At 68.4% G+C, this 23,493-nt stretch carries 19 protein-coding genes; 10 read left to right on the plus strand and 9 right to left on the minus strand.

Going from position 1 to position 23,493, the window contains the following annotated elements; genetic code table 11:
* Positions 1-167: 167 nt before the first annotated feature.
* The 7 genes from ACM0M4_RS02230 to gshB all read right to left on the minus strand — a co-directional run bounded on the left by ACM0M4_RS02230 (position 168) and on the right by gshB (position 6,133).
* Positions 168-1,439, minus strand: coding sequence for a dihydroorotase (locus ACM0M4_RS02230; protein ID WP_003114891.1), 1,272 nt, complete (start codon positions 1,437-1,439; stop codon positions 168-170).
* Positions 1,436-2,440 carry an aspartate carbamoyltransferase catalytic subunit gene (locus tag ACM0M4_RS02235; protein WP_003084569.1) on the minus strand — a complete coding sequence of 335 codons (1,005 nt, stop codon included), beginning with the start codon at positions 2,438-2,440 and terminating at the stop codon, positions 1,436-1,438. Before ACM0M4_RS02235 ends, ACM0M4_RS02230 begins: the two co-directional genes overlap by 4 nt.
* A 23-nt stretch (positions 2,441-2,463) precedes the next feature.
* A complete protein-coding gene (gene pyrR / locus ACM0M4_RS02240) occupies positions 2,464-2,976 on the minus strand; it encodes a bifunctional pyr operon transcriptional regulator/uracil phosphoribosyltransferase PyrR (protein WP_003084574.1) in 513 nt (170 codons plus the stop codon).
* Between the two features lie 111 nt (positions 2,977-3,087).
* Complete coding sequence (gene ruvX / locus ACM0M4_RS02245; protein WP_003084575.1) at positions 3,088-3,522, minus strand: Holliday junction resolvase RuvX; 435 nt, start codon at positions 3,520-3,522, stop codon at positions 3,088-3,090.
* Positions 3,522-4,091, minus strand: a complete 570-nt coding sequence (locus ACM0M4_RS02250; protein WP_003100947.1) for a YqgE/AlgH family protein — start codon at positions 4,089-4,091, stop codon at positions 3,522-3,524. Before ACM0M4_RS02250 ends, ruvX begins: the two co-directional genes overlap by 1 nt.
* 48 nt (positions 4,092-4,139) lie before the next feature.
* Positions 4,140-5,033 carry an energy transducer TonB gene (locus ACM0M4_RS02255; RefSeq protein ID WP_003162015.1) on the minus strand — a complete coding sequence of 298 codons (894 nt, stop codon included), beginning with the start codon at positions 5,031-5,033 and terminating at the stop codon, positions 4,140-4,142.
* 146 nt (positions 5,034-5,179) lie between these two features.
* Complete coding sequence (gene gshB, locus ACM0M4_RS02260; protein ID WP_003100943.1) at positions 5,180-6,133, minus strand: glutathione synthase; 954 nt, start codon at positions 6,131-6,133, stop codon at positions 5,180-5,182.
* 254 nt (positions 6,134-6,387) lie between these two features.
* Between gshB and pilG the strand changes: the two genes are divergently transcribed.
* The 10 genes from pilG to ACM0M4_RS02310 all read left to right on the plus strand — a co-directional run bounded on the left by pilG (position 6,388) and on the right by ACM0M4_RS02310 (position 21,309).
* Positions 6,388-6,795, plus strand: coding sequence for a twitching motility response regulator PilG (gene pilG / locus ACM0M4_RS02265; protein ID WP_003084583.1), 408 nt, complete (start codon positions 6,388-6,390; stop codon positions 6,793-6,795).
* Positions 6,796-6,841: 46 nt separating this feature from the next.
* A complete protein-coding gene (pilH, locus tag ACM0M4_RS02270) occupies positions 6,842-7,207 on the plus strand; it encodes a twitching motility response regulator PilH (RefSeq protein WP_003084587.1) in 366 nt (121 codons plus the stop codon).
* A gap of 50 nt (positions 7,208-7,257) precedes the next feature.
* A complete protein-coding gene (locus ACM0M4_RS02275; RefSeq protein WP_003084590.1) occupies positions 7,258-7,794 on the plus strand; it encodes a chemotaxis protein CheW in 537 nt (178 codons plus the stop codon).
* An 84-nt stretch (positions 7,795-7,878) separates the two neighbouring features.
* The gene (gene pilJ, locus ACM0M4_RS02280) at positions 7,879-9,927 is read left to right on the plus strand and encodes a chemotaxis chemoreceptor PilJ (RefSeq protein WP_003100940.1); all 2,049 of its coding nucleotides are present in this window, start codon (positions 7,879-7,881) and stop codon (positions 9,925-9,927) included.
* 60 nt (positions 9,928-9,987) lie between these two features.
* Positions 9,988-10,863 (plus strand): type 4 fimbrial methyltransferase PilK, encoded by an 876-nt coding sequence (gene pilK / locus ACM0M4_RS02285; RefSeq protein WP_003100938.1) that lies wholly within the window; start codon positions 9,988-9,990, stop codon positions 10,861-10,863.
* An 11-nt stretch (positions 10,864-10,874) separates the two neighbouring features.
* The gene (gene chpA, locus ACM0M4_RS02290; protein WP_434323977.1) at positions 10,875-18,293 is read left to right on the plus strand and encodes a chemotaxis signal transduction system protein ChpA; all 7,419 of its coding nucleotides are present in this window, start codon (positions 10,875-10,877) and stop codon (positions 18,291-18,293) included.
* Positions 18,286-19,317 (plus strand): chemotaxis protein CheB, encoded by a 1,032-nt coding sequence (locus tag ACM0M4_RS02295; RefSeq protein ID WP_003106117.1) that lies wholly within the window; start codon positions 18,286-18,288, stop codon positions 19,315-19,317. The genes chpA and ACM0M4_RS02295 overlap by 8 nt, the downstream gene beginning before the upstream one ends.
* Positions 19,314-19,820 carry a chemotaxis protein CheW gene (locus ACM0M4_RS02300; protein WP_003106119.1) on the plus strand — a complete coding sequence of 169 codons (507 nt, stop codon included), beginning with the start codon at positions 19,314-19,316 and terminating at the stop codon, positions 19,818-19,820. The genes ACM0M4_RS02295 and ACM0M4_RS02300 overlap by 4 nt, the downstream gene beginning before the upstream one ends.
* A 7-nt stretch (positions 19,821-19,827) precedes the next feature.
* Positions 19,828-20,622, plus strand: a complete 795-nt coding sequence (locus ACM0M4_RS02305) for an AraC family transcriptional regulator (RefSeq protein ID WP_003106121.1) — start codon at positions 19,828-19,830, stop codon at positions 20,620-20,622.
* A 75-nt stretch (positions 20,623-20,697) separates the two neighbouring features.
* The gene (locus ACM0M4_RS02310; RefSeq protein ID WP_003084610.1) at positions 20,698-21,309 is read left to right on the plus strand and encodes a LysE family translocator; all 612 of its coding nucleotides are present in this window, start codon (positions 20,698-20,700) and stop codon (positions 21,307-21,309) included.
* 7 nt (positions 21,310-21,316) lie between these two features.
* Here the strand turns inward: ACM0M4_RS02310 and ACM0M4_RS02315 are convergent, their stop codons facing one another.
* The gene (locus tag ACM0M4_RS02315; protein ID WP_004346594.1) at positions 21,317-22,732 is read right to left on the minus strand and encodes a hypothetical protein; all 1,416 of its coding nucleotides are present in this window, start codon (positions 22,730-22,732) and stop codon (positions 21,317-21,319) included.
* A gap of 34 nt (positions 22,733-22,766) precedes the next feature.
* The gene (locus ACM0M4_RS02320) at positions 22,767-23,489 is read right to left on the minus strand and encodes a 16S rRNA (uracil(1498)-N(3))-methyltransferase (RefSeq protein WP_023086910.1); all 723 of its coding nucleotides are present in this window, start codon (positions 23,487-23,489) and stop codon (positions 22,767-22,769) included.
* Between the last annotated feature and the right edge of the window lie 4 nt (positions 23,490-23,493).

Consider the following 23,493-nt stretch of genomic DNA (forward strand, 5'->3'; position numbering starts at 1 on the left):
GCATGCCTCGGCGGATAACGCTCCGCGTTATTCGCCCTGCCGTTGAGGCGGGTTGGTGGCAGAGGCTGGGATAGGGCGCCCACCCCGGCAACGGATACGCCCCCGGAATCGCGAACGCGAAGATGAAAAAGCCCGCCGGATGGCGGGCTTTTTCGTGGTGGCAGGGATCAGCCCTCGTGGGTCAGGTGTCCGTCCACCAGGGTGTAGCGCACTCGTCCCGGCAGGCAGTGACCGACGAACGGGCTGTTCTGCCCCTTCGAGTACCAGCTCTCACCGGCCAGGGTCGAACCCTGCGGGTCGAACAGCACCAGGTCGGCGGCCTGGCCGACCGCCAGGCGCCCGGCAGGCAGGCGTAGTGCCTGGGCCGGGCCGTGGGAGAGGCGGGCGAGCAGGGTCGGCAGGTCGAGCAGGCCGTCCTGCACCAGCGTCATCGCCAGCGGCAGCAGCAGCTCGGCGCCGCTGATGCCCGGCTCGGTGGCGGCGAACGGCGCGTTCTTGGCGTCCGCCTCGTGGGGTTGGTGGTGGCTGGCGATGGCTTGTACCACGCCGTTCTTCACCGCCTCGCGCAGGGCTTCGCGGTCGGCCCTGGTGCGCAGCGGCGGTTGCACGTGGTAGAGGCTGGAGAAGCCCACCAGCGCTTCGTCGGTGAGGATCAACTGGTACAGCGCCACGTCGCAGGTCACCGGCAGGCCACGGGCCTGGGCCTGGGCGACGAGTTCGATGCCGCGGGCGCTGGTCAACTGGCTGAAGTGCGCGCGCACGCCGCTCTGTTCCACCAGCAGCAGGTTGCGGGCCAGGGCCACGGTCTCGGCGGTTTCCGGGATCCCCGCGAGGCCGAGAAAGCTGGCGGTCGGGCCTTCGTGGGCGAGGCCGCCTTCGGCGAGATCGGTGTCCTGCGAGGTGAAGATCACCGTCAGGTCGAAGGTCGCCGCGTACTCCAGGGCGCGCCGCAGGATGCGGTTGCTGGCGAAGCCATGCAGGCCATTGGTGAAGGCCACGCAACCGGTGTCGCGCAGGGCCACCAGTTCCGACAGTTGCTCGCCGCCGAAGCCGCGGGTCAGCGCGCCGATGGGGTAGACCTTGGCGTTGCCGGCCTCGCGGGCGCGGTCGAGGATCAGCTCGGCCACCGCCGGGGTGTCCAGCACCGGCCGGGTGTAGGGCGGGCAGCACAGGCTGGTGGTGCCGCCGGCCGCGGCGGCGCGGGTCTCGCTTTCGACGTTGCCCTTGCGTCCATAGCCCGGCTCGCGCAGGGCGACGCTCAGATCGACCAGTCCCGGCGCGGCCACCAGGCCGGCGCCGTCGAGGGTCTTCTGGGCGCTGAAGCCGGCCGGCGCGGCGCCGATGGCGACGATCTTGCCAGCCTCGATGTGGAGGTCGCCGACCTGGTCCAGGTCACTGGCCGGGTCGATGACGCGGGCGCCTCGGATACTGATGGTCATTCGGCGTCCTCCTGTTCCAGCTGGCGTTGGGTGTTCTGGCCGCTCATGGCCATGGACAGCACCGCCATGCGGATGGCGATGCCGTAGGTGACCTGGTTGAGGATCACCGACTGGGCCCCGTCGGCCACCGCCGACTCGATCTCCACGCCACGGTTGATCGGGCCAGGGTGCATGACGATGGCATCCGGCTTGGCCAGCTTCAGGCGCTTCTCGGTCAGGCCGTAGAGCTTGAAGAACTCGCCCTCGCTGGGTAGCAGGCCACCCTGCATGCGCTCGCGTTGCAGGCGCAGCATGATCACCACGTCGACGTCCTTCAGGCCTTCGTCGGCGTTGGTGAACACGCGCACGCCGTACTGCTCTTCCAGGCCGATCGGCAAGAGGGTGCGCGGGGCGATCACGCGGATGTCCGGGCAACCCAGGGTCTTGAGCGCCAGCATGTTCGAACGGGCTACTCGCGAATGCAGGATATCGCCGACGATCGCCACCGATAGCTGCTCGAAGTTCCCTTTGTGCCGGCGGATGGTCAGCATGTCGAGCATCCCCTGGGTGGGGTGCGCGTGGCGTCCGTCGCCGCCGTTGATCACCGCCACGTTGGGGCTGACGTGCTCGGCGATGAAGTGCGCCGCGCCCGAGTCGCTGTGGCGCACCACGAACATGTCGGCGGCCATCGCCTCCAGGTTGCGCAGGGTGTCGGTGAGCGTCTCGCCCTTGCTGGTGGAAGAGGTGGATACGTTCAGGCTGATCACGTCGGCCGACAGCCGCTGGGCGGCCAGCTCGAAGGTGGTGCGGGTGCGCGTGGAGTTCTCGAAGAACACGTTGCAGACGGTCTTGCCGCGCAGCAGCGGGACCTTTTTCACCGCGCGGGCGCCGACCTCCAGGAAGGAATCGGCGGTATCGAGGATTTCGGTGAGCAGCTCGCGGGGCAATCCGTCGAGCGAGATGAAGTGGCGCAGCTGGCCCTGGTCGTTGAGCTGCAGCGGGCGCTTGGCGTCTGTCGGCATGGGGCAGGCCCTAGTGAAGAGGATCAGGAAGCGGAGGAAAGGACCTTGCGCTCGAGGGCGAGCGGTGCGGGACCGACCAATTTTACCCGTTCATCGCGACCCAGGGACAGGGTCTGGCCGACCACGTCGGGGCGGATAGGCAACTCCCGGGCGTTTAGGTCGAGCAGGCAGACCAGGGTCACGCTGGCCGGACGGCCGTAGTCGAACAGTTCGTTGAGTGCGGCGCGGATGGTGCGGCCGCTCATCAGCACGTCGTCCACCAGCACCAGGTGCTGGCCGTCGATCTCGAACGGCAGCGCCGACGGGCGGACCTGCGGATGCAGGCCGTTCTGGGTGAAGTCGTCGCGGTAGAAGGAGACGTCGAGGGTGCCCAGCGGCTCTTGGTTGCCCAGTTCCCTCAGCAGCGCCTCGGCGACCCAGATGCCGCCGGTATGGATGCCGACGAAGCGCGGCCGCTCGATGCCGCGCTCGGCGAGATGGGCGCGCAGGTCGCTGGCCATGCGCGGCAGGAGTTCGGCGGGATTGGGTAGGCTCATGGTGGCTCCTCGCTGACATCGATGGGATGGCCGCCGGGAGAGCCCGCTGTAGGGAGGCGCCCGCGGTGGCGAAAGCATAATGGCAAACGGCGGCGTGCCGGCTGCCATGGGTCAATCCGGGTGTTCGGCCAGCCAGCCTTCCAGCAGCAGGGCGGCGGCCAGGGCGTCCACCGGTCGCTCGCGGTAGCCGTCGCGCTGGCCCTGGGCCAGGCGCTCGCCCTTGGCGGCGTAGGTCGTGAGGCGTTCGTCGTGGGTAAAGACCGGCAGGTTGAAACGGCCGTTGAGGCGGCGGCCGAACTTTTCCGCGCGCTCGCTCATCTCGCTTGGGCTGCCGTCCATGTTCAGCGGCAGGCCGACGACGATGGCGTCCGGCTGCCATTCCTTGATCAGCGCTTCCACCCGGTTCCAGTCCGGCACGCCGTTCTGCGCCTTCAATACGCACAGCTCGCGGGCCTGGCCGGTCACCGCCTGGCCGACGGCGACGCCGATCTGCCGGGTGCCGTAGTCGAAGCCCAGCAGCAGGCGCAGCGGCTTGTCGCTGGCCATCAGGCGTGACCGGCCTGGGCGGTGAGCAGGCTGAGGTTGACGCCCAGGCGCGCGGCGGCGGCGCTGAGGCGCTCCTCGGGCGGCAGGTCGAAGAGGATCGCCGGGTCCGCCGGGCAGGTCAGCCAGGCGTTGTCGCTCAGTTCGGCCTCCAGCTGGCCGGCTTCCCAGCCGGCATAGCCAAGGCTGATCAGGCTCTTTTCCGGGCCGGTGCCGGCGGCGATGGCGAACAGCACGTCCTGCGAGGTGGACATCGCCAGCTCGCCCAGTTCCAGGGTCGACTGGTAGCTCAGGCCGCTGGGGTGGAGGACGAAGCCACGGTCGGTCTGCACCGGGCCGCCGTTGTAGATGTCGATGTGCTGGCAGCGCGCCGGCGGCAGGGCGTCCGGCTTGAGCTGTTCGAGGACTTCCGCCAGGTTGAGGCCGCTGGGACGGTTGATCACCAGGCCCATGGCGCCCTGCTCGTTGTGTTCGACCAGGTAGGTCACGGTCTGGGCGAAATTGGGGTCGGCCATGTGCGGCATGGCGATCAGGAAATGATGCTTGAGGTAGGTTGGGCTGCTCTGTTTCATGGCCGCTAGTGTCCTGCTTCGGACGCGAGAAAGCCAGCCTTGCCGGCGCTACTTGCTGGACAGCCGGTCGCCGCGTTCGAAGCGCCAGGTACGGATGATCTCCAGCCGGTCGATGTCGGCCAGGTCGCCGCTGAACGGCGCATAGGGCGCGGCCAGGCGGACGATGCGCTGGGCGGCCTGGTCGAGGATCGGCTCGCCGGAAGACTCCAGCACCTGCACCTCGTAGATGGTGCCGTCGCGGTTGATCGACACCAGCAGCCGCAGGCTGCCGTAGAGCTTCTGCCGGCGGGCCTCGTCGGGGTAGTTGAGGTTGCCGATGCGTTCGATCTTCTTGCGCCAGTCTTCCTTGTACCAGGCGCCCTTGTCGCGCATGGTCGAGGCGGCGCTCAGGCGGTGGATGCGCGGGCGCTTGGCGTAGGCCTGCTGCTCCTTGGCCAGGTCGGCCTCGAGGCTGGCGATTTCCGCCGACAGCTGGGTTGAGTCGAAATGCGGCGCCGGCTTGGCGACCTGCTCGGCCTTCTGTGCCTGGGTCTTGCTCGGTGCCTTCTGCTGGCGCTGGCGGGTGGTGGTCACCGCGGCCTTGGGCGCCTCTTCGCTCCTGGCCTGCTTCGGCGTAGCCGGCGGCGCGACTTTCTTCACCTGGTTGTCCTGGAACGGCGCGACCTCGGTGGTCTTCGGCGCGGCCTTGTGCTCCAGGGTTCCGCTGCCCTGCTGGTTCATCTGCGCGAGGTAGTCGGCCTTCTCCGGCGCCTTGTCGCTCTTGAAGGTGGCCAGGGTGATTTCCAGGGTCTTGCTGATCTGGCTCGGCGCGGGCATGGAGAAGCCCACCCCGAGGATGAGGGCGACGTGCAGGATGGCTGCGATGAACAGGGTGAAGCCCAAACGGTCCGCCGGGCGGACGCCGGCAGCGGCGGAGGGGGACTTGAGGACGGCGGCGTTCATTGCGGATCGTGGTGGCTGGCGTGGGGCGAAGTCTGCCGATGGGGGGCGGAAAAGTCTATGACGCACTCCGCGCCTTGGACACGCGGTCGCTCGCCGTGGCGCATCGGGCGGGCCGAGGCGGGCGGACCGAGGCCCGCCCGCGCGATTCAGCGGGCAGCCAGCTGGGCGGCGATGGCGTCCATCAGCTTGTCGCCGATGCGGGTGTCGAAGGCCTGGTCGATCTCGCGGATGCAGGTCGGGCTGGTGACGTTGATTTCCGTCAGATAATCGCCGATCACGTCGAGGCCGACGAACAGCAGGCCGCGCTCGCGCAGGTGCGGGCCGACCTCGGCGGCGATCCAGCGGTCGCGCTCGCTCAGCGGCTGGGCCACACCGCGGCCGCCGGCGGCGAGGTTGCCGCGAGTCTCGCCCTGGGCGGGGATGCGCGCCAGGCAGTAGGGCACCGGTTCGCCGTCGATCATCAGGATGCGCTTGTCGCCGTCCTTGATTTCCGGCAGATAGCGCTGTGCCATGATCTGCTGGCTGCCATGCTGGGTGAGGGTCTCGAGGATCACCGAGAGGTTCGGGTCGCCTTCGCGGTGACGAAATATCGACGAACCGCCCATTCCGTCCAGGGGTTTGAGAATGATGTCACGATGCTCGGCGGCAAACTCGCGCAGAATATCGGATCGCCGGCTGACCATCGTCGGCGGAGTGCACTGGGTGAACTGCGTGGCGAAGAACTTCTCGTTGCAGTCGCGCAGGCTCTGCGGCCGGTTCACCACCAGGGCGCCGGCACGCTCGGCCTGTTCCAGCAGGTAGGTCGAATAGACGAATTCGTTATCGAAGGGCGGGTCCTTGCGCATCAGGATCACGTCCAGTTCGTGCAGCGGTTGGTCGCTTTCCGCTTCCAGTTCGAACCAGCGGGAGGCATCGTTGAAGACCTTCAGCGGGCGCATGCGTCCACGCGCGACGCCGGCCTTCTGGTAGAGGTCCTGCTGTTCCATGTAGAACAGCGACCAGCCGCGGGCCTGGGCAGCCAGCAGCATGGCGAGCGAGCTGTCCTTCTTGAAGTTGATGCGCGCGATGGGGTCCATGACGATCCCGAGGCGTACGCTCATGGGAATTCCTCCGAAAGGGGGGGGGTTGTCCGGTCGCGGCGGGGAGGCCGCGTGGCAAGCGGGTTTGACGCTCAGGTTGGCGCCCCGTTTGCGCTTGGTCAAGGAAAAAGCCGGCCTGTTCCGGGCATTATGGATAGAGTTGCGTCGAGTGTGCTAAAAAGGCCCGCGATTGGGTCGCAGCCCGTCGGTGACAGGGCGTTAGCGCACTGAAGAAAACACAGAAGAATGATTCACCGAGTCGATATAGGGCGAACATGGAACAGCAATCCGACGGTTTGAAAGTGATGGTGATCGACGATTCGAAAACGATTCGTCGCACCGCCGAAACACTGCTGAAAAAGGTCGGTTGCGACGTGATCACGGCAATCGACGGCTTCGATGCCCTGGCGAAGATCGCCGATACCCATCCGAACATCATTTTCGTCGACATCATGATGCCGCGCCTGGATGGCTATCAGACCTGCGCCCTGATCAAGAACAACAGCGCGTTCAAGTCCACCCCGGTGATCATGCTGTCCTCCAAGGACGGCCTGTTCGACAAGGCCAAGGGGCGCATCGTCGGCTCCGACCAGTACCTCACCAAGCCGTTCAGCAAGGAAGAGCTGCTGGGCGCGATCAAGGCACACGTACCCAGCTTCACCCCGGTGGACGCCGTTTCCTGATATCCGGCCGCATGGCCGTTGATGCTTATTTCGTGATGGGGATCCCATGGCTCGTATTTTGATTGTTGATGACTCTCCGACCGAGATGTACAAGCTGACCGCCATGCTGGAAAAGCATGGTCACCAGGTACTCAAGGCCGAGAACGGCGGCGACGGCGTCGCCCTGGCCCGCCAGGAAAAGCCCGACGTGGTCCTGATGGACATCGTCATGCCCGGCCTCAACGGCTTCCAGGCGACCCGTCAATTGACCAAGGACGCCGAGACCAGCGCCATCCCGGTGATCATCGTCACCACCAAGGACCAGGAGACCGACAAGGTCTGGGGCAAGCGCCAGGGCGCTCGCGACTACCTGACCAAGCCGGTGGACGAAGAGACCCTGCTGAAAACCATCAATGCGGTGCTGGCGGGCTGAGCCCGTCGCAGCGCATCGCTCACCCTGACCCCGGAAAGACCAGGCCCCGCATGTCGGACGTTCAGACCCCCTTCCAGCTCCTCGTCGACATCGATCAGCGCTGCCGACGCCTGGCCGCCGGCCTGCCGGCCCAGCAGGAGGCGGTGCAGAGCTGGAGCGGGATCGGCTTCCGCATGGGCGGGCGGTTCTTCGTCGCCCCCATGGGGGAGGTCGGCGAAGTCCTGCACGAACCGCGCTACACCCAGTTGCCGGGCGTGAAGACCTGGGTCAAGGGGGTGGCCAACGTACGTGGCCGCCTGCTGCCGATCATGGACCTCTGCGGTTTCCTCGGCACCGAACTGTCGCCCTTGCGCAAGCAGCGGCGGGTGCTGGTGGTGGAGCACCTGGACGTGTTCGCCGGCCTCATCGTCGATGAGGTGTTCGGCATGCAGCACTTCCCGGTGGACACCTTCAGCGAACAGCTGCCGCCACTAGAAGCGGCACTGCAACCCTTCATTCATGGCGTCTTCCATCGAGAGCAGCCGTGGCTGGTGTTCAGCCCGCATGCGCTGGCGCAACACCAGGGCTTCCTCGACGTCGCCGTATAAACAGCTTCACCGGTTGGGCCGGTCTGCCGGCCCGTGTCGTGACATGGAAATCGTAATCGTGGTCGGTCCGGGCGGGGGCCAAATATGAAGAAAATCAACGCAGGCAATCTTTTCGCGGGCATGCGCAGCAGCTCGGTGATCGCGGGGCTGTTCATCGTCCTCATCGTCTCGATCGTGTTGCTGTTCGCCAACTTTGCCTACCTCAACACCCAGTCGAACCATGACAAGCAGTACATCGGCCATGCCGGCGAACTGCGCGTCCTGTCGCAGCGGATCGCGAAGAACGCCACCGAAGCGGCGGCGGGCAAGGGCGAGGCGTTCAAGCTCCTGAAGGATGCGCGCAACGACTTCGAGAAACGCTGGAACATCCTGGTCAACGGCGACGAGAGCACATCCCTGCCGCCCAGCCCCGAAGCGGTGAAGCCGCAGATGGACGTGGTGCAGCAGGACTGGGATGGCCTGCGCAAGAACGCCGACTCCATCCTCGCCAGCGAACAGACCGTACTGTCCCTGCACCAGGTGGCCTCGACCCTCGCCGAAACCATCCCGCAGCTGCAGGTGGAATACGAAGAGGTGGTCGACATCCTGCTGGAGAACGGTGCCCCGGCCGACCAGGTCGCGGTCGCCCAGCGCCAGTCGCTGCTCGCCGAACGTATCCTCGGCTCGGTGAACAAGGTGCTGGCCGGCGACGAGAACTCGGTGCAGGCCGCCGACAGCTTCGGCCGCGACGCCAGCCTGTTCGGCCGCGTACTGAAGGGCATGCAGGAAGGCAACGCGGCGATGAGCATCTCCAAGGTGACCAACGCCGAGGCGGTGGATCGCCTGAACGAGATCGCCGAACTCTTCGAGTTCGTCTCCGGTTCGGTGGACGAGATCCTCGAGACCTCGCCCGACCTGTTCCAGGTCCGGGAAGCGGCGAACAACATCTTCAGCGTTTCGCAGACCCTGCTGGACAAGGCCTCGCAACTGGCCGACGGCTTCGAGAACCTGGCCGGCGGGCGCAGCATCAACCTGTTCGCCGGTTACGCCCTCGGCGCCCTGGCCCTGGCCTCGATCATCCTGATCGGCCTGGTGATGGTGCGCGAGACCAACCGCCGGCTGGCCGAGACCGCCGAGAAGAACGACCGCAACCAGGCCGCGATCCTGCGTCTGCTCGACGAGATCGCCGACCTCGCGGACGGCGACCTGACCGTGGCCGCGACCGTGACCGAGGACTTCACCGGCGCCATCGCCGACTCGATCAACTACTCCATCGACCAGCTCCGCGAACTGGTGGAGACCATCAACCAGACCGCCGTGCAGGTGGCCGCAGCGGCCCAGGAAACCCAGTCCACCGCGATGCACCTGGCCGAAGCCTCCGAGCACCAGGCGCAGGAAATCGCCGGCGCCTCGGCGGCGATCAACGAAATGGCGGTGTCGATCGACCAGGTATCGGCGAACGCCTCGGAATCCTCGGCGGTAGCGGAACGTTCGGTAGCCATTGCCAACAAGGGCAACGAGGTGGTGCACAACACCATCACCGGCATGGACAACATCCGCGAGCAGATCCAGGACACCTCGAAGCGAATCAAGCGCCTCGGCGAATCGTCCCAGGAGATCGGCGACATCGTCAGCCTGATCAACGACATCGCCGACCAGACCAACATCCTCGCCCTGAACGCCGCGATCCAGGCGTCGATGGCCGGGGACGCGGGCCGCGGCTTCGCCGTGGTAGCGGACGAGGTACAGCGACTGGCGGAACGTTCCTCGGCGGCGACCAAGCAGATCGAGGCGCTGGTGAAGACCATCCAGACCGACACCAACGAAGCGGTGATCTCGATGGAGCAGACCACCTCCGAGGTGGTCCGCGGCGCGCGCCTGGCCCAGGACGCCGGTGTGGCCCTGGAGGAGATCGAGAAGGTATCCAAGACCCTCGCGGCGCTGATCCAGAACATCTCCAACGCCGCCCGTCAGCAGGCATCGTCGGCCGGCCACATTTCCAACACCATGAACGTCATTCAGGAGATCACCTCGCAGACCTCCGCCGGTACCACCGCCACCGCACGGAGCATCGGCAACCTGGCGAAGATGGCGAGCGAGATGCGCAACTCGGTATCCGGCTTCAAACTGCCGGAGGGCGTGGAGCAGGCCTGAGCATAGGCGCGGCGGCCGCCTGGCGGGCGCCGCGTCGACACCTTGGACGAGGGGCACGGCATGCAGGCGAACGGCGTCTGGTCACTGCAGCCGCTGGCCGATATGTCGGCAGCGGAGTTCCGCGACTGGCAGGTCCTGTTGGAGAACCGCACCGGCGTGGTGCTCAACGAGCAACGCCGGACGTTCCTGCAGGCCAGCCTGACCGCGCGCATGCGTGAACTGGGCATCGGCGACTACCACAGCTACTACCGCCAGGTGACCGACGGTCCGCGTGGCGCAGTGGAGTGGGCGACCCTGCTGGACCGCCTGACCGTCCAGGAAACCCGTTTCTTCCGTCATCCCCCGTCTTTCGAGCTGCTCGAGCGCTACCTGGGCGAGCGCCTGCGCCGCGAAGGCATGCCGCGGCCCTGGGCCCTGTGGAGCGTCGGCTGCTCCAGCGGCGAGGAACCCTACTCGCTGGCGATGTGCGCCGCGCAGGTGTTGCGCGGGCAGGAACGGGAAGATTTTTTCGGCGTCACCGGGACGGATATCAGCCTTCACGCCCTGCAGCGGGCGCGGCAGGCGAACTATCCGGCCCGCAAGCTGGAGCAACTGGAGGCCGGGCTGGTCGAACGCTATTGCGAACGCCAGGCCGACGGCAGCTTCAGCGTGAAAACGATACTGACCGAGCGCGTCTGCTGCGCCCGGCTGAATGTGCTGGACCTGGCGAAGGCGCCCTGGTCCGGCATGGACGTGATTTTTTGTCAGAACCTGCTGATCTACTTCCGTCGCTGGCGACGGCGCGAGATCCTCAACCGGTTGGCCGAACGGCTGGCGCCGGGAGGCTTGCTGGTGATCGGGGTCGGCGAAGTGGTCGACTGGAGCCATCCGGAGCTCGAGCCGGTCGCCGACGAGCGGGTCCTGGCCTTTACCCGTAAGGGGTACTCAGGCACATGAATGGAGTGGCTATGGGTGACCGGCACGACTACGTCGCTCTGGAGTGGGTGAAAGGCGAGATCGCCGAAACCCTGAAACAGGCGCGCCAGGCGCTGGAAGCGTTCGTCGAGAACCCGCAGGACCCGACCCGCATGCGGTTCTGCCTGACCTACGTGCACCAGGTGCAGGGCACCCTGCAGATGGTCGAGTTCTACGGCGCGGCCCTGCTCGCCGAGGAAATGGAGCAGTTGGTCCAGGCCTTGCTGGACGGTCGCGTGCCGAACCAGGGCGAGGCCCTGGAAGTGCTGATGCAGGCGATCCTGCAACTGCCGGTCTACCTCGACCGGATCCAGACCGCCCGGCGCGACCTGCCGATGGTGGTCCTGCCGCTGCTCAACGACCTGCGCGCCGCGCGCGGCGAGAAGCTGCTCTCGGAAACCAGCCTGTTCGCGCCCGACCTGTCGCAGCGCCAGCCGCAACTGGACGGCGAGGCCATCGCGCAACTGCGCACCGACGAACTCGGCGGCTTGCTGCGCAAGCTGCGCCAGACCCAGCAGATGGCCCTGGTCGGCCTGCTGCGCAACCAGGACGTGGCCACCAGCCTCGGCTACCTGGCGCGTGTCTATGCGCGCCTGGAGGGCCTGTGCCGCGAGGCACCGTTGGGGCCGCTGTGGAGCATCGCTTCCGGCCTGGTCGAGGGCCTGGCCAACGGTAGCGTGGTCAACAGCGCCTCGGTGCGCACCCTGCTGCGCCAGCTCGACCGCGAACTCAAGCGCCTGGTCGAGCAGGGCGCCGACGGCCTGAACCAGGCCGCGCCGGACGAGCTGGTGAAGAACCTGCTGTTCTACGTGGCCAAGGCGCCTTCGCAGTCGCCGCGGATCCGCGCTCTGAAGGAACAGTACCGCCTCGACGAGGCGCTGCCCGACCACGAGACGGTGGACGCCGAGCGCGCCCGCCTCGCCGGACCCGACCGCGACGCGATGCGTTCGGTGGTTGGTGCCTTGTGCGAGGAACTGGTGCGGATCAAGGACAGCCTCGACCTGTTCGTGCGCAGCGACCGTGGCCACCCCTCGGAACTGGACGCCCTCCTGGCGCCGCTCAAGCAGATCGCCGATACCCTGGCGGTACTCGGCTTCGGCCAACCGCGCAAGGTCATCCTCGACCAGTTGGACGTCATCCACGCCCTGGCCCAGGGCCGCCGCGAGCCGAGCGACGCGATCCTGATGGACGTCGCCGGCGCGTTGCTCTACGTCGAGGCCACCCTGGCCGGCATGGCCGGTCCCGGCGACGAGCGCAACAGCGAGGAAAGCCGCCTGCCCACCACCGATGTGGCGCAGATCCACCAGTTGGTGATCAAGGAAGCGCGCAACGGTCTGGAGCAGGCCAAGGACGCGATCATCGAGTTCATCGCCTCGCAGTGGAACCACGAGCACCTGGCCCGCGTGCCGGAGCTGCTGACCCAGGTCCGCGGCGGCCTGGCGATGATCCCGCTGGAGCGCGCCGCGACCCTGCTGGAAACCTGCAACCGCTATATCCAGGAACAGCTGCTGGCGCGCAAGGCGGTGCCGGACTGGCAGAGCCTGGATACCCTGGCCGATGCCACCACCAGCGTCGAGTATTACCTGGAGCGCCTGAGCGAGGACCATGCCAGCCAGAGCGACCTGATCCTCGACGTCGCCGAGGACAGCCTGGCGAACCTCGGCTATACGCTGAAACCGAATTCGTCGGCCCCGGCCGAGCCTGGCCTGTCCGGGCCCGCTGCCATCGAGTCCCCGGCTGCCGAGCCGGAGAGGCCGGAGGCGGTCGTCGAGGTCGCCGAGACAGCGGAGCAACCGCCCGCCGACACGGCTCCTGCCGAGGCGGCGAGGGAAGATGCCCCGCAGTTGGCCAGCGACGACAACTGGACCCTTGGCGAAGTCGCGCCCGACGCCGGCGAGCCGTCCCTCGACCTGGCCCTGGACCTGCCGCTGGACGATTCCGCCGAAGTGCCGCCGGCGTTGCCGGAGGTGGTCGAGGAGAGCGGCCAGCCGCAGTCGACCCCGGCGCCTGCCCGCAGCCTGGACGATTTCAGCCTCGACGAGATCGATCTCTCCGGCCTCGACCTGCCCGCCGATGCGGCCCCGGCCTCCGGGCCGGCGGCCCTGGCGGACTGGTCGCTGCCGGAGCAGTGGGGGCTCGGCGATGACCTGGCGCAGCCGGCGCAGGCCGGCGAGACGTTGGATCTGAGCCTGGAGGAGCCGGCGTTGTCCTTCGACGCGCCGCTGGAAAGCCTCGAGCCGTTGCCGGCGCTGGAGCCTTTCGATGGCTCCGCTGAACAGGAGCTGGTTCTCGATGCGCTCGATCCGCTGCCGCTGGATGTAGCCTTGCCGGAGGCGGAGGGCGAGGTGTCCGCCTGGGAGGGCTCGAGCCTGGAGGAACTGGATCTTTCCGACCTCGATCTCCCCGAGGTGCAATTGCCCGAGGCTGAGGCCGAGGCGCCGCCTGCCGCCGAGGCGCTCGCCAGCGAAGCGCCGGCCCTGTCTCTGGCCGAGGTGATGGCTGCGCCGGTGCAGCCGATCAACCCGCCGGCGCAGAACGTTCCGGTCAGCCTGCTGCCACCGCCGGCCGACGAGGAACCGGTGGACGAGGAACTGCGCGAGGTCTTCATCGAGGAGGCCGGCGAGGTCCTGGAGACCATCGGCCGCTACCTGCCGGCCTGGAAAGCCGACCACGACGACCGCGAAGCGCTGACCGAGGTGCGCCGTGCCTTCCATACCCTCAAGGGTAGCGGGCGGATGGTCCGTGCCCTGGTGATCGGCGAACTGGCCTGGTCGATAGAGAACCTGTTCAACCGCGTGCTCGATCGCAGCATCGCCGCCAGCGAGCCGGTGCAGCGAGTGGTGGACCAGGTCGTGGCCCTGTTGCCGGAGCTGGTCGAGGAGTTCGCCGCCAATGCCCAGCGCCAGCGCGACGATGTCGACCTGCTGGCGGCCACCGCGCATGCCCTGGCCAAGGGCGAGCCGCTGCCGGAACCGCCGGCGCCGGACGACGGCGGAGTACCGCCGGAAGCCGGGGCGGAGCAGCCGTCGAGCCTGGACAACGGCGTCCAGGCGCCGCCATTGGCCGACGCGCCGCAGGCCGCTGCCGAGGCGCAGAGCGACGTCGAACTGCTCGATCCGCAACTGCTGGAGATCTTCACCAACGAGGCGGAAACCCATCTCGAGGCCCTGGTCGGCTTCCTCGCCGACTGCGCCCGCGAACTGCCGCAGCCGGTCACCGATGCCTTGCAGCGTGCCCTGCATACCCTCAAGGGCAGCGCACACATGGCCGGCATCCTGCCGATCGCGGAGATCGCCACGCCGCTGGAAAAACTGGTCAAGGAATACAAGTCCAACCTGCTCGCCTTCGACCTGCGCGAAGCGGAGTTGCTGCACGACGCCGAGCAACTGTTCCGCATCGGCCTGGAGCAGGTCGGCGCGCAACGGCCATTGAACCCGATCCCCGGCAGCGACGCGTTGCTGGAGCGTATCGAGGCACTGCATCAGGAACGCATCGCCTCGCTCGAGGCCGAGCGCTACAGCGATGCCGGCGAGCGCCGCGATCCGTTGCTGATCGAGGCGTTCCTCGTCGAAGGCATGGACATCCTGCTGGACGCCGAGGACCTGCTCGAGCGCTGGCACGAGCATCCGCAGGAGCGCCAGGAACTGAGTGCGCTGCGCGAGGAGCTCAGCACTCTGGACCGGGGCGCCCGGCATGCCGAGCTGCCACAGGTGGAAGAACTCTGCCAGGCCTTGCTGGCGCTCTACGATGCCGTCGAGGAAGGCCGCCTGGCGGTCAGCCCGGCGTTCTTCGAGGAAGCCCGCCAGGCCCACGAGGCGCTGATCGGGATGATGGACCAGGTCGCCGCCGGCCTGCAGGTCACGCCGCGTCCGGAGCGGGTCGCGGCCCTGCAGGAGCTGTTGGAAGCGCCCGCCGCCGAGGCCGTTCCGTTCATCGACCCGGAGAGCCTCGGCGCCGACGATTTCCCCCCGGAAGACGAAGAACCGGCCCTCCCCGAGGCGGTCTTCGAAGAGGCCGGGACGCCTGCCGAGGAGACCGTACCGGCAGCGCCTGCACCGGCTCCCGGCCGCGAGCTGGACGAGGAAATGGTGTCGATCTTCCTCGAAGAGGCGGTGGACATCCTCGAAAGCGCCGGCCAGGCACTGGCCCAATGGCAGGCCGAGCCGGGCGCGCTGTCTTCGCTCAGCGCCCTGCAGCGCGACCTGCATACCCTCAAGGGCGGCGCACGGATGGCCGAGATCGCCGAGATCGGCGACCTGGCCCACGAGCTGGAGGCCCTCTACGAAGGACTGGTCGACCGCCGTTACCAGCACTCCCCGCAACTGGCCGGATTGCTGCAAGCCTGTCACGACCGCCTGGCCGAACAGCTCGACCAGTTGAGCGCCGGCCAGCCCCTGGCCGACCCGCACGACCTTATCCAGTCGATCCGCCGGTTCCGCCAGGGCCCGGTGGCCGAGGCCGCGACACCGGGCGAGGCGGAAAGCCCTGTCGAGGAACTCGTTGCACCTGCCGTCGAGGAGCCCGCCGCGCCTGCTGCGGAGGCGTTCGAAGAGCGCGATCCCGAACTGGTGGAGATCTTCCTCGAGGAAGGCTTCGATATCCTCGACAGCGCTGCCGCCGCGTTGCAGCGCTGGATGGACGACGTCGACAACACCATCGAACTGGAAGCCTTGCAGCGCGACCTGCATACCCTCAAGGGCGGTGCGCGGATGGCCGAGATCGGCGAGATCGGCGACCTCGCCCATGAGCTTGAATTCCTCTACGAAGGCCTCTGCGGTGGACGCCTGCGCGCCAGCCCGGCCTTGTTCGGCCTGCTGCAGCGCTGCCACGACGAGCTGGCCGAGATGCTCGAGGCGGTGCGTGGCCACCGCACGCTGCCCGACGGGCAGGCGCTGATCGCGGAGATCAGGCGCCTGCGCAGCGATCCCGACGAGCAACTGAGCGTACCCACCAGCGTCAGCCTCAAGCCGCTGGCGGCGAAGGGCGCGGCGGCCGACGAGAGCGAGATCCTCGACATCTTCCTCGAGGAAGCCGACGACCTGCTGGAGAACCTCGAACTGGCGCTCGGCCGCTGGGACGGCGGCAACGGCGACGCCCAGCCGCTGGACGACCTGCTGCGGATCCTGCACACCCTCAAGGGCGGTGCGCGCCTGGCCGGACAGACCGAGCTGGGCAACCTGGCCCACGACCTCGAGCAGCATCTCACCGATGCGCAGCAACAGGGCGCGCCGTGGCCGGACAGCCTGCTGCTGGATGCGCAGTTGGGGCTGGAAGGCCTGCAGCGGCAGGTCGACCTGTTGCGCGAGCGGCTGGCCGAGGACGACGAGGCCGGTGAGCGGCCCGAGCCCGCCCAGGCGCTGGTCCAGGCCGACGATACCGACCGCGCGGTGGCCTCCGCGCTGGCAGAGCTGACCCGCCTGGCCCCGGCGGCCGGCGCGATCATGGCGGCCGAGGCGGCGCCTCCGGCCGCCCCGGCCACCACCCTGCCGTTCGTGCGCAAGGCCCAGGAGGCGGCCCAGGAGGCCGCTTCCCGACGTGCCCCGCAGGAGCTGGTGAAGGTGCCGGCGGAACTGCTGGAGAACCTGGTCAACCTGGCGGGCGAGACCTCGATCTTCCGCGGCCGGGTCGAGCAGCAGGTGAGCGACGTCGGCTTCACCCTCGGCGAGATGGAGTCCACCATCGAGCGGGTGCGCGACCAGTTGCGCCGCCTCGACACCGAGACCCAGGCGCAGATCCTCTCGCGTCACCAGGCCGATGCCGAACGCGCCGGCTACGAAGAGTTCGACCCGCTGGAAATGGACCGCTATTCGCAGTTGCAGCAGCTCTCGCGCGCACTCTTCGAATCGGCCTCCGACCTTCTCGACCTGAAGGAAACCCTGGCGGCGAAGAACCGTGACGCGGAGACCCTGCTGCTGCAACAGGCGCGGGTCAACACCGAACTCCAGGAAGGCCTGATGCGCACCCGCATGGTGCCGTTCGATCGGCTGGTACCGCGTTTGCGGCGGATCGTCCGGCAGGTGGCCGGCGAGCTTGGCAAGCAGGTCGAATTCGTGGTCGGCAACGCCGACGGCGAGATGGATCGTACCGTCCTCGAACGCATCGTCGCGCCGCTGGAGCACATGCTGCGCAACGCCGTGGACCACGGCATCGAGTCCGGCGAGACGCGCCGCGCGGCGGGCAAGCCGGAGCACGGTACGATCCGCCTGAACATCGGCCGCGAGGGCGGCGACATCCTCCTCACCCTCTCCGACGACGGCGCCGGCATCCGCCTCGACGCGGTACGGCGCAAGGCCATCGAGCGTGGCCTGATGAGCGCCGACAGCGACCTCAGCGATCATGAAGTGCTGCAGTTCGTGCTCGAGTCCGGTTTCTCCACCGCCGAAAAGGTCACCCAGATCTCCGGGCGCGGCGTCGGCCTCGACGTGGCCAACTCCGAGGTCAAGCAGCTCGGCGGCTCGGTGAGCATCCAGACCGAGCCGGGCCAGGGCACCCGCTTCAACGTGCGGCTGCCGTTCACCGTGTCGGTGAACCGGGCGCTGATGGTGCTATCCGGCGAGGATCTCTACGCGGTGCCGCTGAACACCATCGAGGGCATCGTGCGGGTTTCGCCCTACGAACTGGAGGCGCTCTACGACCAGCGCGGCGAGGCGGGGCTGGATACGCCCAGCTTCGAATACGCCGGGCAGTCCTACGAACTGAAGTACCTCGGCGAGCTGCTGAACAACGGCCAGGAACCCAAGCTGGTCGGCCAGTCGCTGCCCTTGCCGGTGATCCTGGTGCGCTCCTCGGAGCATGCGGTGGCGGTGCAGGTCGACTCGCTGGCCGGTTCCCGCGAGATCGTGGTGAAGAGCCTCGGTCCGCAGTTCGCCGGGGTCGCCGGGATTTCCGGGGCGACCCTGCTCGGCGATGGCCGGGTGGTGGTGATCCTCGACCTGCTGGCGACCATCCGCTCCCGGCACGCGCTGCTCGGCCAGGAAAGCCGTCGCGAACGCCTGGCGCTGCGCCAGGAAATGGCGGCGAGCGAAAGCGAGCAGCAGCGGCCGCCGCTGGTCATGGTGGTGGACGACTCGGTCACCGTGCGCAAGGTCACCACCCGCCTGCTGGAGCGCAACGGCATGAACGTGTTGACCGCGAAGGACGGCGTGGACGCCATCGCCCAGCTCCAGGAGCACCGTCCGGACATCCTCCTGCTGGACATCGAGATGCCGCGCATGGACGGTTTCGAGGTCGCCACCCTGGTGCGTCACGACGAACGCCTGGGCAACCTGCCGATCATCATGATCACCTCGCGGACCGGCGAGAAACACCGCGAGCGCGCGCTGGGCATCGGCGTCAACCAGTACCTCGGCAAGCCTTACCAGGAAACCGAGCTGCTCGAAGCCATCCAGTCCCTGGTCGGCCAGCATGAGTGAGCGCGCCACGCCACGGGTCGCGGTGATCGCCGACACCTCGTTGCAGCGCCACGTGTTGCAACAGGCGCTGCTCGGCCATGGTTACGAGGTGGTGCTCAACGCCGACCCGGCCAGGGTCGACGACGCCGCGCTGGAGTGCGCGCCCGACCTGTGGCTGGTGGACCTGACCCAGCAGGACGACTCGCCGCTGCTGGACAGCCTGCTGGAGCAGGACCGTGCGCCGGTGCTGTTCGGCGAGGGCCACGCGCCGGAGCGGCATACCGAACATTACCCGCGCTGGGAACGGCGGCTGATCGGCAAGCTGAAGCGCTTGATCGGCGACCCCAGTGATGGCGTTGGCGACAGCCTCGGCGCATTGCTCGACGAGGAGCGTCCGCCGCGCCTGGAGATTCCCGGCGACCTCGCGGCGATGCCGCTGCAGGCCGGCGAAGCGGCCCGCGAGGTGTGGCTGCTGGCGGCCTCGCTCGGCGGCCCGGCGGCGGTGAAGGCATTTCTCGACGCCTTGCCCGGCGGCCTGCCGATCGGCTTCCTCTATGCCCAGCACATCGATGCCAGCTTCGAGCAGAACCTGCCGCAGGCAGTCGGCCGGCACAGCCAGTGGCATGTGAAGAACGTCCGCGACGGTGAAGCGCTGCGTTGCGGCGAGGTCATGGTGGTGCCGGTGCTGCACGAGCTCGGTTTCCACCACGACGGGCGACTGAAATGCAGCCAGCGTTCCTGGCCGGAACCCTACACCCCGTCCATCGACCAGATGATGCTCAACCTGGCCCAGCAGTTCGGCCCCGACTGCGGGGTGATCGTTTTCAGCGGCATGGGTAGCGACGGCAGCGCCGCTGCCGCCTACGTGCGGCGCCAGGGTGGCGAGGTATGGACCCAGCGCGCCGACAGTTGCGTCTGTTCGAGCATGCCGGACAGCTTGCGCGAAGCCGGTTACAGCAGTTTCAATGCCAGCCCCCGCGAACTGGCCGAGGCATTGGTCAAGCATCTGGCCGCACGCTGCGCGCCGACAGGAGTCGAAACATGAACCAGGCCGTGATCGAGCAGGATGGCATGAGCCGGAACACCCCAGCCAACCCGACCCCGGACAGCCTCACCGGGCTGCTCCTGCCGCTGAGCGACCGCACCCTGCTGTTGCCCAACGTCGCCGTGGCCGAACTGATCGCCTATCGCAACCCGCAGGTCGCCGCCGGCCTGCCGCAGTGGTACCTGGGCCAGGTGGCCTGGCGCGACCTGCGCCTGCCGCTGCTGTCCTTCGAGGCGGCCTCCAGCGGCGAACAGCAGCCGGTACTCGGCAGCAGCGCGCGGGTGGTGGTCATCAACGCCCTCGGCGGACGACCCCATGTGAAATTCCTCGCCCTGCTGGTGCAGGGCATTCCGCGCTCGGTGCGGCTGGACGCCAATCTCGCGAGCACCGCCGCGCCGCTGGCGGCGCTGGAACTGGCGGCGGTGGACATCGGCGGCGAAACCGCACGGATTCCGGACCTGGCCGGGCTCGAAGAGAAGCTCGCCGACGCCGGCCTGATCTGAGCCGTCCATGGCCGGCCTGCAGCACGCGCGGATCGGCGCCTTCCTCGAGGTCGCCAGCGCCAGCCTGGCCGGGCACCGCTTCGAGAAGCACAGCCACGACGAGTTCGTCATCAGCGCCAACCTCTGCGGATTGGAAGATGTCTGGCTGGATGGCCGTACCTTCCAGGCCGACAGCGGCGACCTGACCCTCTACAACCCGGGGCAGATCCAGGGCGGCGGCGTCCGCGACGGCCAGCCCTGGCGCTTCGCCAGCCTCTATCTGCCTGCCGCCGAACTGGCGAGCAGCCTGGATCTTTCCTCCGTCGAGTTCGACCGCCCGCTGCTGCGCAGTCCGGCGCTGGGCCGCGAGTTGGCCGCCAGCATCGAAGCCTTGCTGGCCAGCGACCGTTTCGCCCGCGAACGGGGCGAGGAGCGCCTGCTGGATTTCCTTGGCCGCCTGCTGGCGGCGAGCGGCACCCGCCTGCCGCAGAGGGCCGATCCTGGGCGCCCGGCTGTCGCCCGCCTGCAGGCGCTGCTCGCCGAGCGCCTGGCCGAACCGCCGGACCTGGATGAGATGGCGGAGCAGGTGGGCCTGTCGAAATACCACCTGCTGCGGGCGTTCAAGAAGGCCACCGGGCTCAGCCCGCGCCAGTGGAGCATGCAACTGCGCACCCGCCGCGCCCTCGGCCTGTTGCGCCGTGGCCTGGCGGTGGGCGAGGTGGCCCACGCCCTGGGCTTCGCCGACCAGAGCCACCTGACCCGTTACTTCACCAGCGCCTACGGCATTTCGCCGGGCCGCTACCAGCGCGCCGTGCGCGGCTGAACTGCGCAATCCGGTTCAAGTCGGCGGAGCCGCCGGCCGGGATAATCCGACGTCCCACCACGGAGTCGTCGTTCCATGCTCGCCATCTTCCTCGCCGCCTTGCTGTTCGGTTTCGCCTTCAATGTTTCCCCTGGCGCGGTGTTCAGCGAAACGCTGCGCCGCGGTTTGACCGGCGGCTTCCGCCCGGCGTTGCTGGTGCAACTGGGGTCGCTGATCGGCGATGCCGTCTGGGCCCTGCTCGGGCTTACCGGACTGGCGCTGCTGCTGGGCTACGAGCAGGTGCGGATTCCCCTGACCCTGGCCTGTGCCGCCTACCTGGCCTGGCTCGGCGTGCAAGGCTTGCGCGACGCCTGGAGTCCGCCGCTGGCGGCGGAGGATGCCGGCGAGCAGGGGCGCAACGCCTTCGGCGCCGGCGCGGCGATCTCCCTGTCCAATCCGAAGAACGTGGTCTACTGGGGTGCCCTCGGCAGCGCCCTGGCGGGGATCGTCGACGGCACGCCGAACCAGGCGCAGTCGCTGGTGTTCTTCGCCGGTTTCATGCTCTCGTCGCTGATCTGGTGCTTTTGCTGCGCGGCGCTGGTGGACTGGCTGCGGCGCAACACCTCGCTGTTCTGGCACCGCGTCAGCTACGCCGGTTGCGGCGTGCTCCTGCTCGGCCTGGCGGGACTGGCGCTGCGCGGGCTGTAGACGCGCCTCAGGCCGGCGCCAGGCGCCGCCGCAGCAGGCGTTGGCGCAGGCTTTCGAACCTGCCGAGGTCGACATGCCGGGCATGGTCGCCGACGACGATCCGGCCGTCGGGCAGCTCCGCCCAGTGCTGTAGTCCGCCCTCCAGGTCCAGTTCGCCGTAGCGGATGCGCAGCGCCCGGCCGGATTCGAGGTGCCAGAGCTGGGCGAGGTCCCGCGAGCGATGCGGTTCCAGCCACGGCGCCAGGAGCAGCCAGCCTCCGTCCAGGGCCTGGAGCTTCAGGTAGGGGCCTTCGGCCAGGCCGTCCAGCGAGTGGCTGCGGATCTCGCCGCTGTCGAGCCGGCCTTCGCAGAGCGTTTCACGCTCCAGCCAGACGATGGTCCCGGGCGCCGCCGAGGTCGGTTGCGCCGGATCGGCGGGCAGATCCTTGCCGACGGGGAACGGCAGGGGCTGGATGCGTGCCTCGCGCCATTCGAAGAACTGCCCGCGGGAGAGCAGGCAGACGCGCTGGTCCGGAGTGGTGAAGACCGCCGGCGGATTCTCGATGGAGCGCCGCGCTTGCGGCACCTCGAAGAGCAACCGCGGTTCGTCGTTGCCCTGGGCGAAGCCCGGATAGAGGAAGAACAGGCCGCGGTCGGCCAGGAGCAGGTCGTCCCCGGCCAGGCCGATGGCAAGTTCCGGGGTGCGGCGTTGGCGCAACGACTGCGCCGGCGGCAGCGGCAAGGGCGGTAGTTCGGGCGTCAACGAGGCGAGGTCGCGGGAGCGATGCAGCCAGGCGTAGGGGCTTCCCGAACGGGTCATCCTGACCCAGGCGTGCAGGCCGTCCGCCGAACTGGCCCGGCAGAGCAACGCGCCCTGGGTTTCCTCCGCGCCATCGGGCAGGCGTTGCAGCCTGGGCCATTGGCGCAGGTCCAGCAGGTCGCGGCTGTCCTCGCCCGGCAGGCGGGCGATGGCCAGGCCGGGCGCCAGGTGCTCGGCGTGTTCGAGGCAGATGTAGGCCGAAGCCGGCGCCAGGCCGGCCGGCGCGGCGGCGGGGAGGGCCGCCCGGGCGCCCTCGGGGGCGTTTTCCTGGCGCAGCGTGCGGGCGTTGTGGCCCTGCGCTGCGAGTGCATCGAGGAGGCGCTGGCTGTGGGGGGCGCCGACCACGTACAGGTTCAGGCTGTCGTCTTCGTCCAGGCGTTCCACCAACGCCAGTCCGAGGGATTCCAGCTCCTGGCCGAGGGCTGGCAGGAAATCCTCGGGAAGGTCGTCGCGCAGGCGCTCCAGCAGCGTCTCCAGTGCGGCGGAGGCCAACTGCGGGAAGCGTCCGGCATAGTCTCGGCGGAGTACGCCGAGCACGTCGGGCAGGCGGATCTTCCAATCGAAGGTAACGGGCGTGTCCATGCGTGCGATCCGTTGCGAAGTGGGTTGCGCAACGGTATTCACTGGCTGTCGCCGTTGTAAAGCGGCGGGAGGGATATCAGGTGAAGTCGCCCCAGAGTTGCTGGGCCACCGCCAACGCTACCACCGGCGCGGTCTCGGTGCGCAGCACTCGCGGGCCGAGGCGCGCGGAGTGGAAACCGGCCGCCTGAGCCTGCTCCACCTCGGCATCGCTCAGGCCGCCTTCGGGACCCACCAGGAAGGCCAGGCGCGACGGCGGCGCATGGCTGGCCAGGGGGGCGGCCACAGGGTGCAGGACCAGCCTGAGGTCATCGTCCCGCCCGCGCAGCCAGTCCTCCAGGGCCAGAGGCGGATGGATCAGCGGCAGGCTCGAACGGCCGCACTGCTCGCAGGCGCTGATCGCCACCTGGCGCCAGTGCTGCAGGCGCTTGTCGGCGCGCTCGTCCTTCAGGCGCACTTCGCAACGCTCGCTGACGATCGGGGTGATTTCCGCCACCCCCAGCTCGGTGGCCTTCTGGATCGCCCAGTCCATCCGCTCGCCGCGCGACAGGCCTTGCCCCAGGTGGATACGCAGGGGCGAGTCGGGCTGGCCGGCGAACTGCTCGCGGAGTTCGACGCGGACATTCTTCTTGCCGACCTCGACCAGCTCGCCGAGGTATTCCCGGCCGCTGCCGTCGAACAGTTGCACGGCGTCGCCCGTGGCGTGCCGCAGCACGCGGCCGATGTAGTGGGCCTGGGCCTCGGGCAGGTCGTGCTGGCCGAGGGAGAGAGGCTGGTCGACGAAGAAGCGGGACAGGCGCATGGCG

Source organism: Pseudomonas sp. 18-147, assembly GCF_051048045.1.
GTDB lineage: Bacteria > Pseudomonadota > Gammaproteobacteria > Pseudomonadales > Pseudomonadaceae > Pseudomonas > Pseudomonas aeruginosa.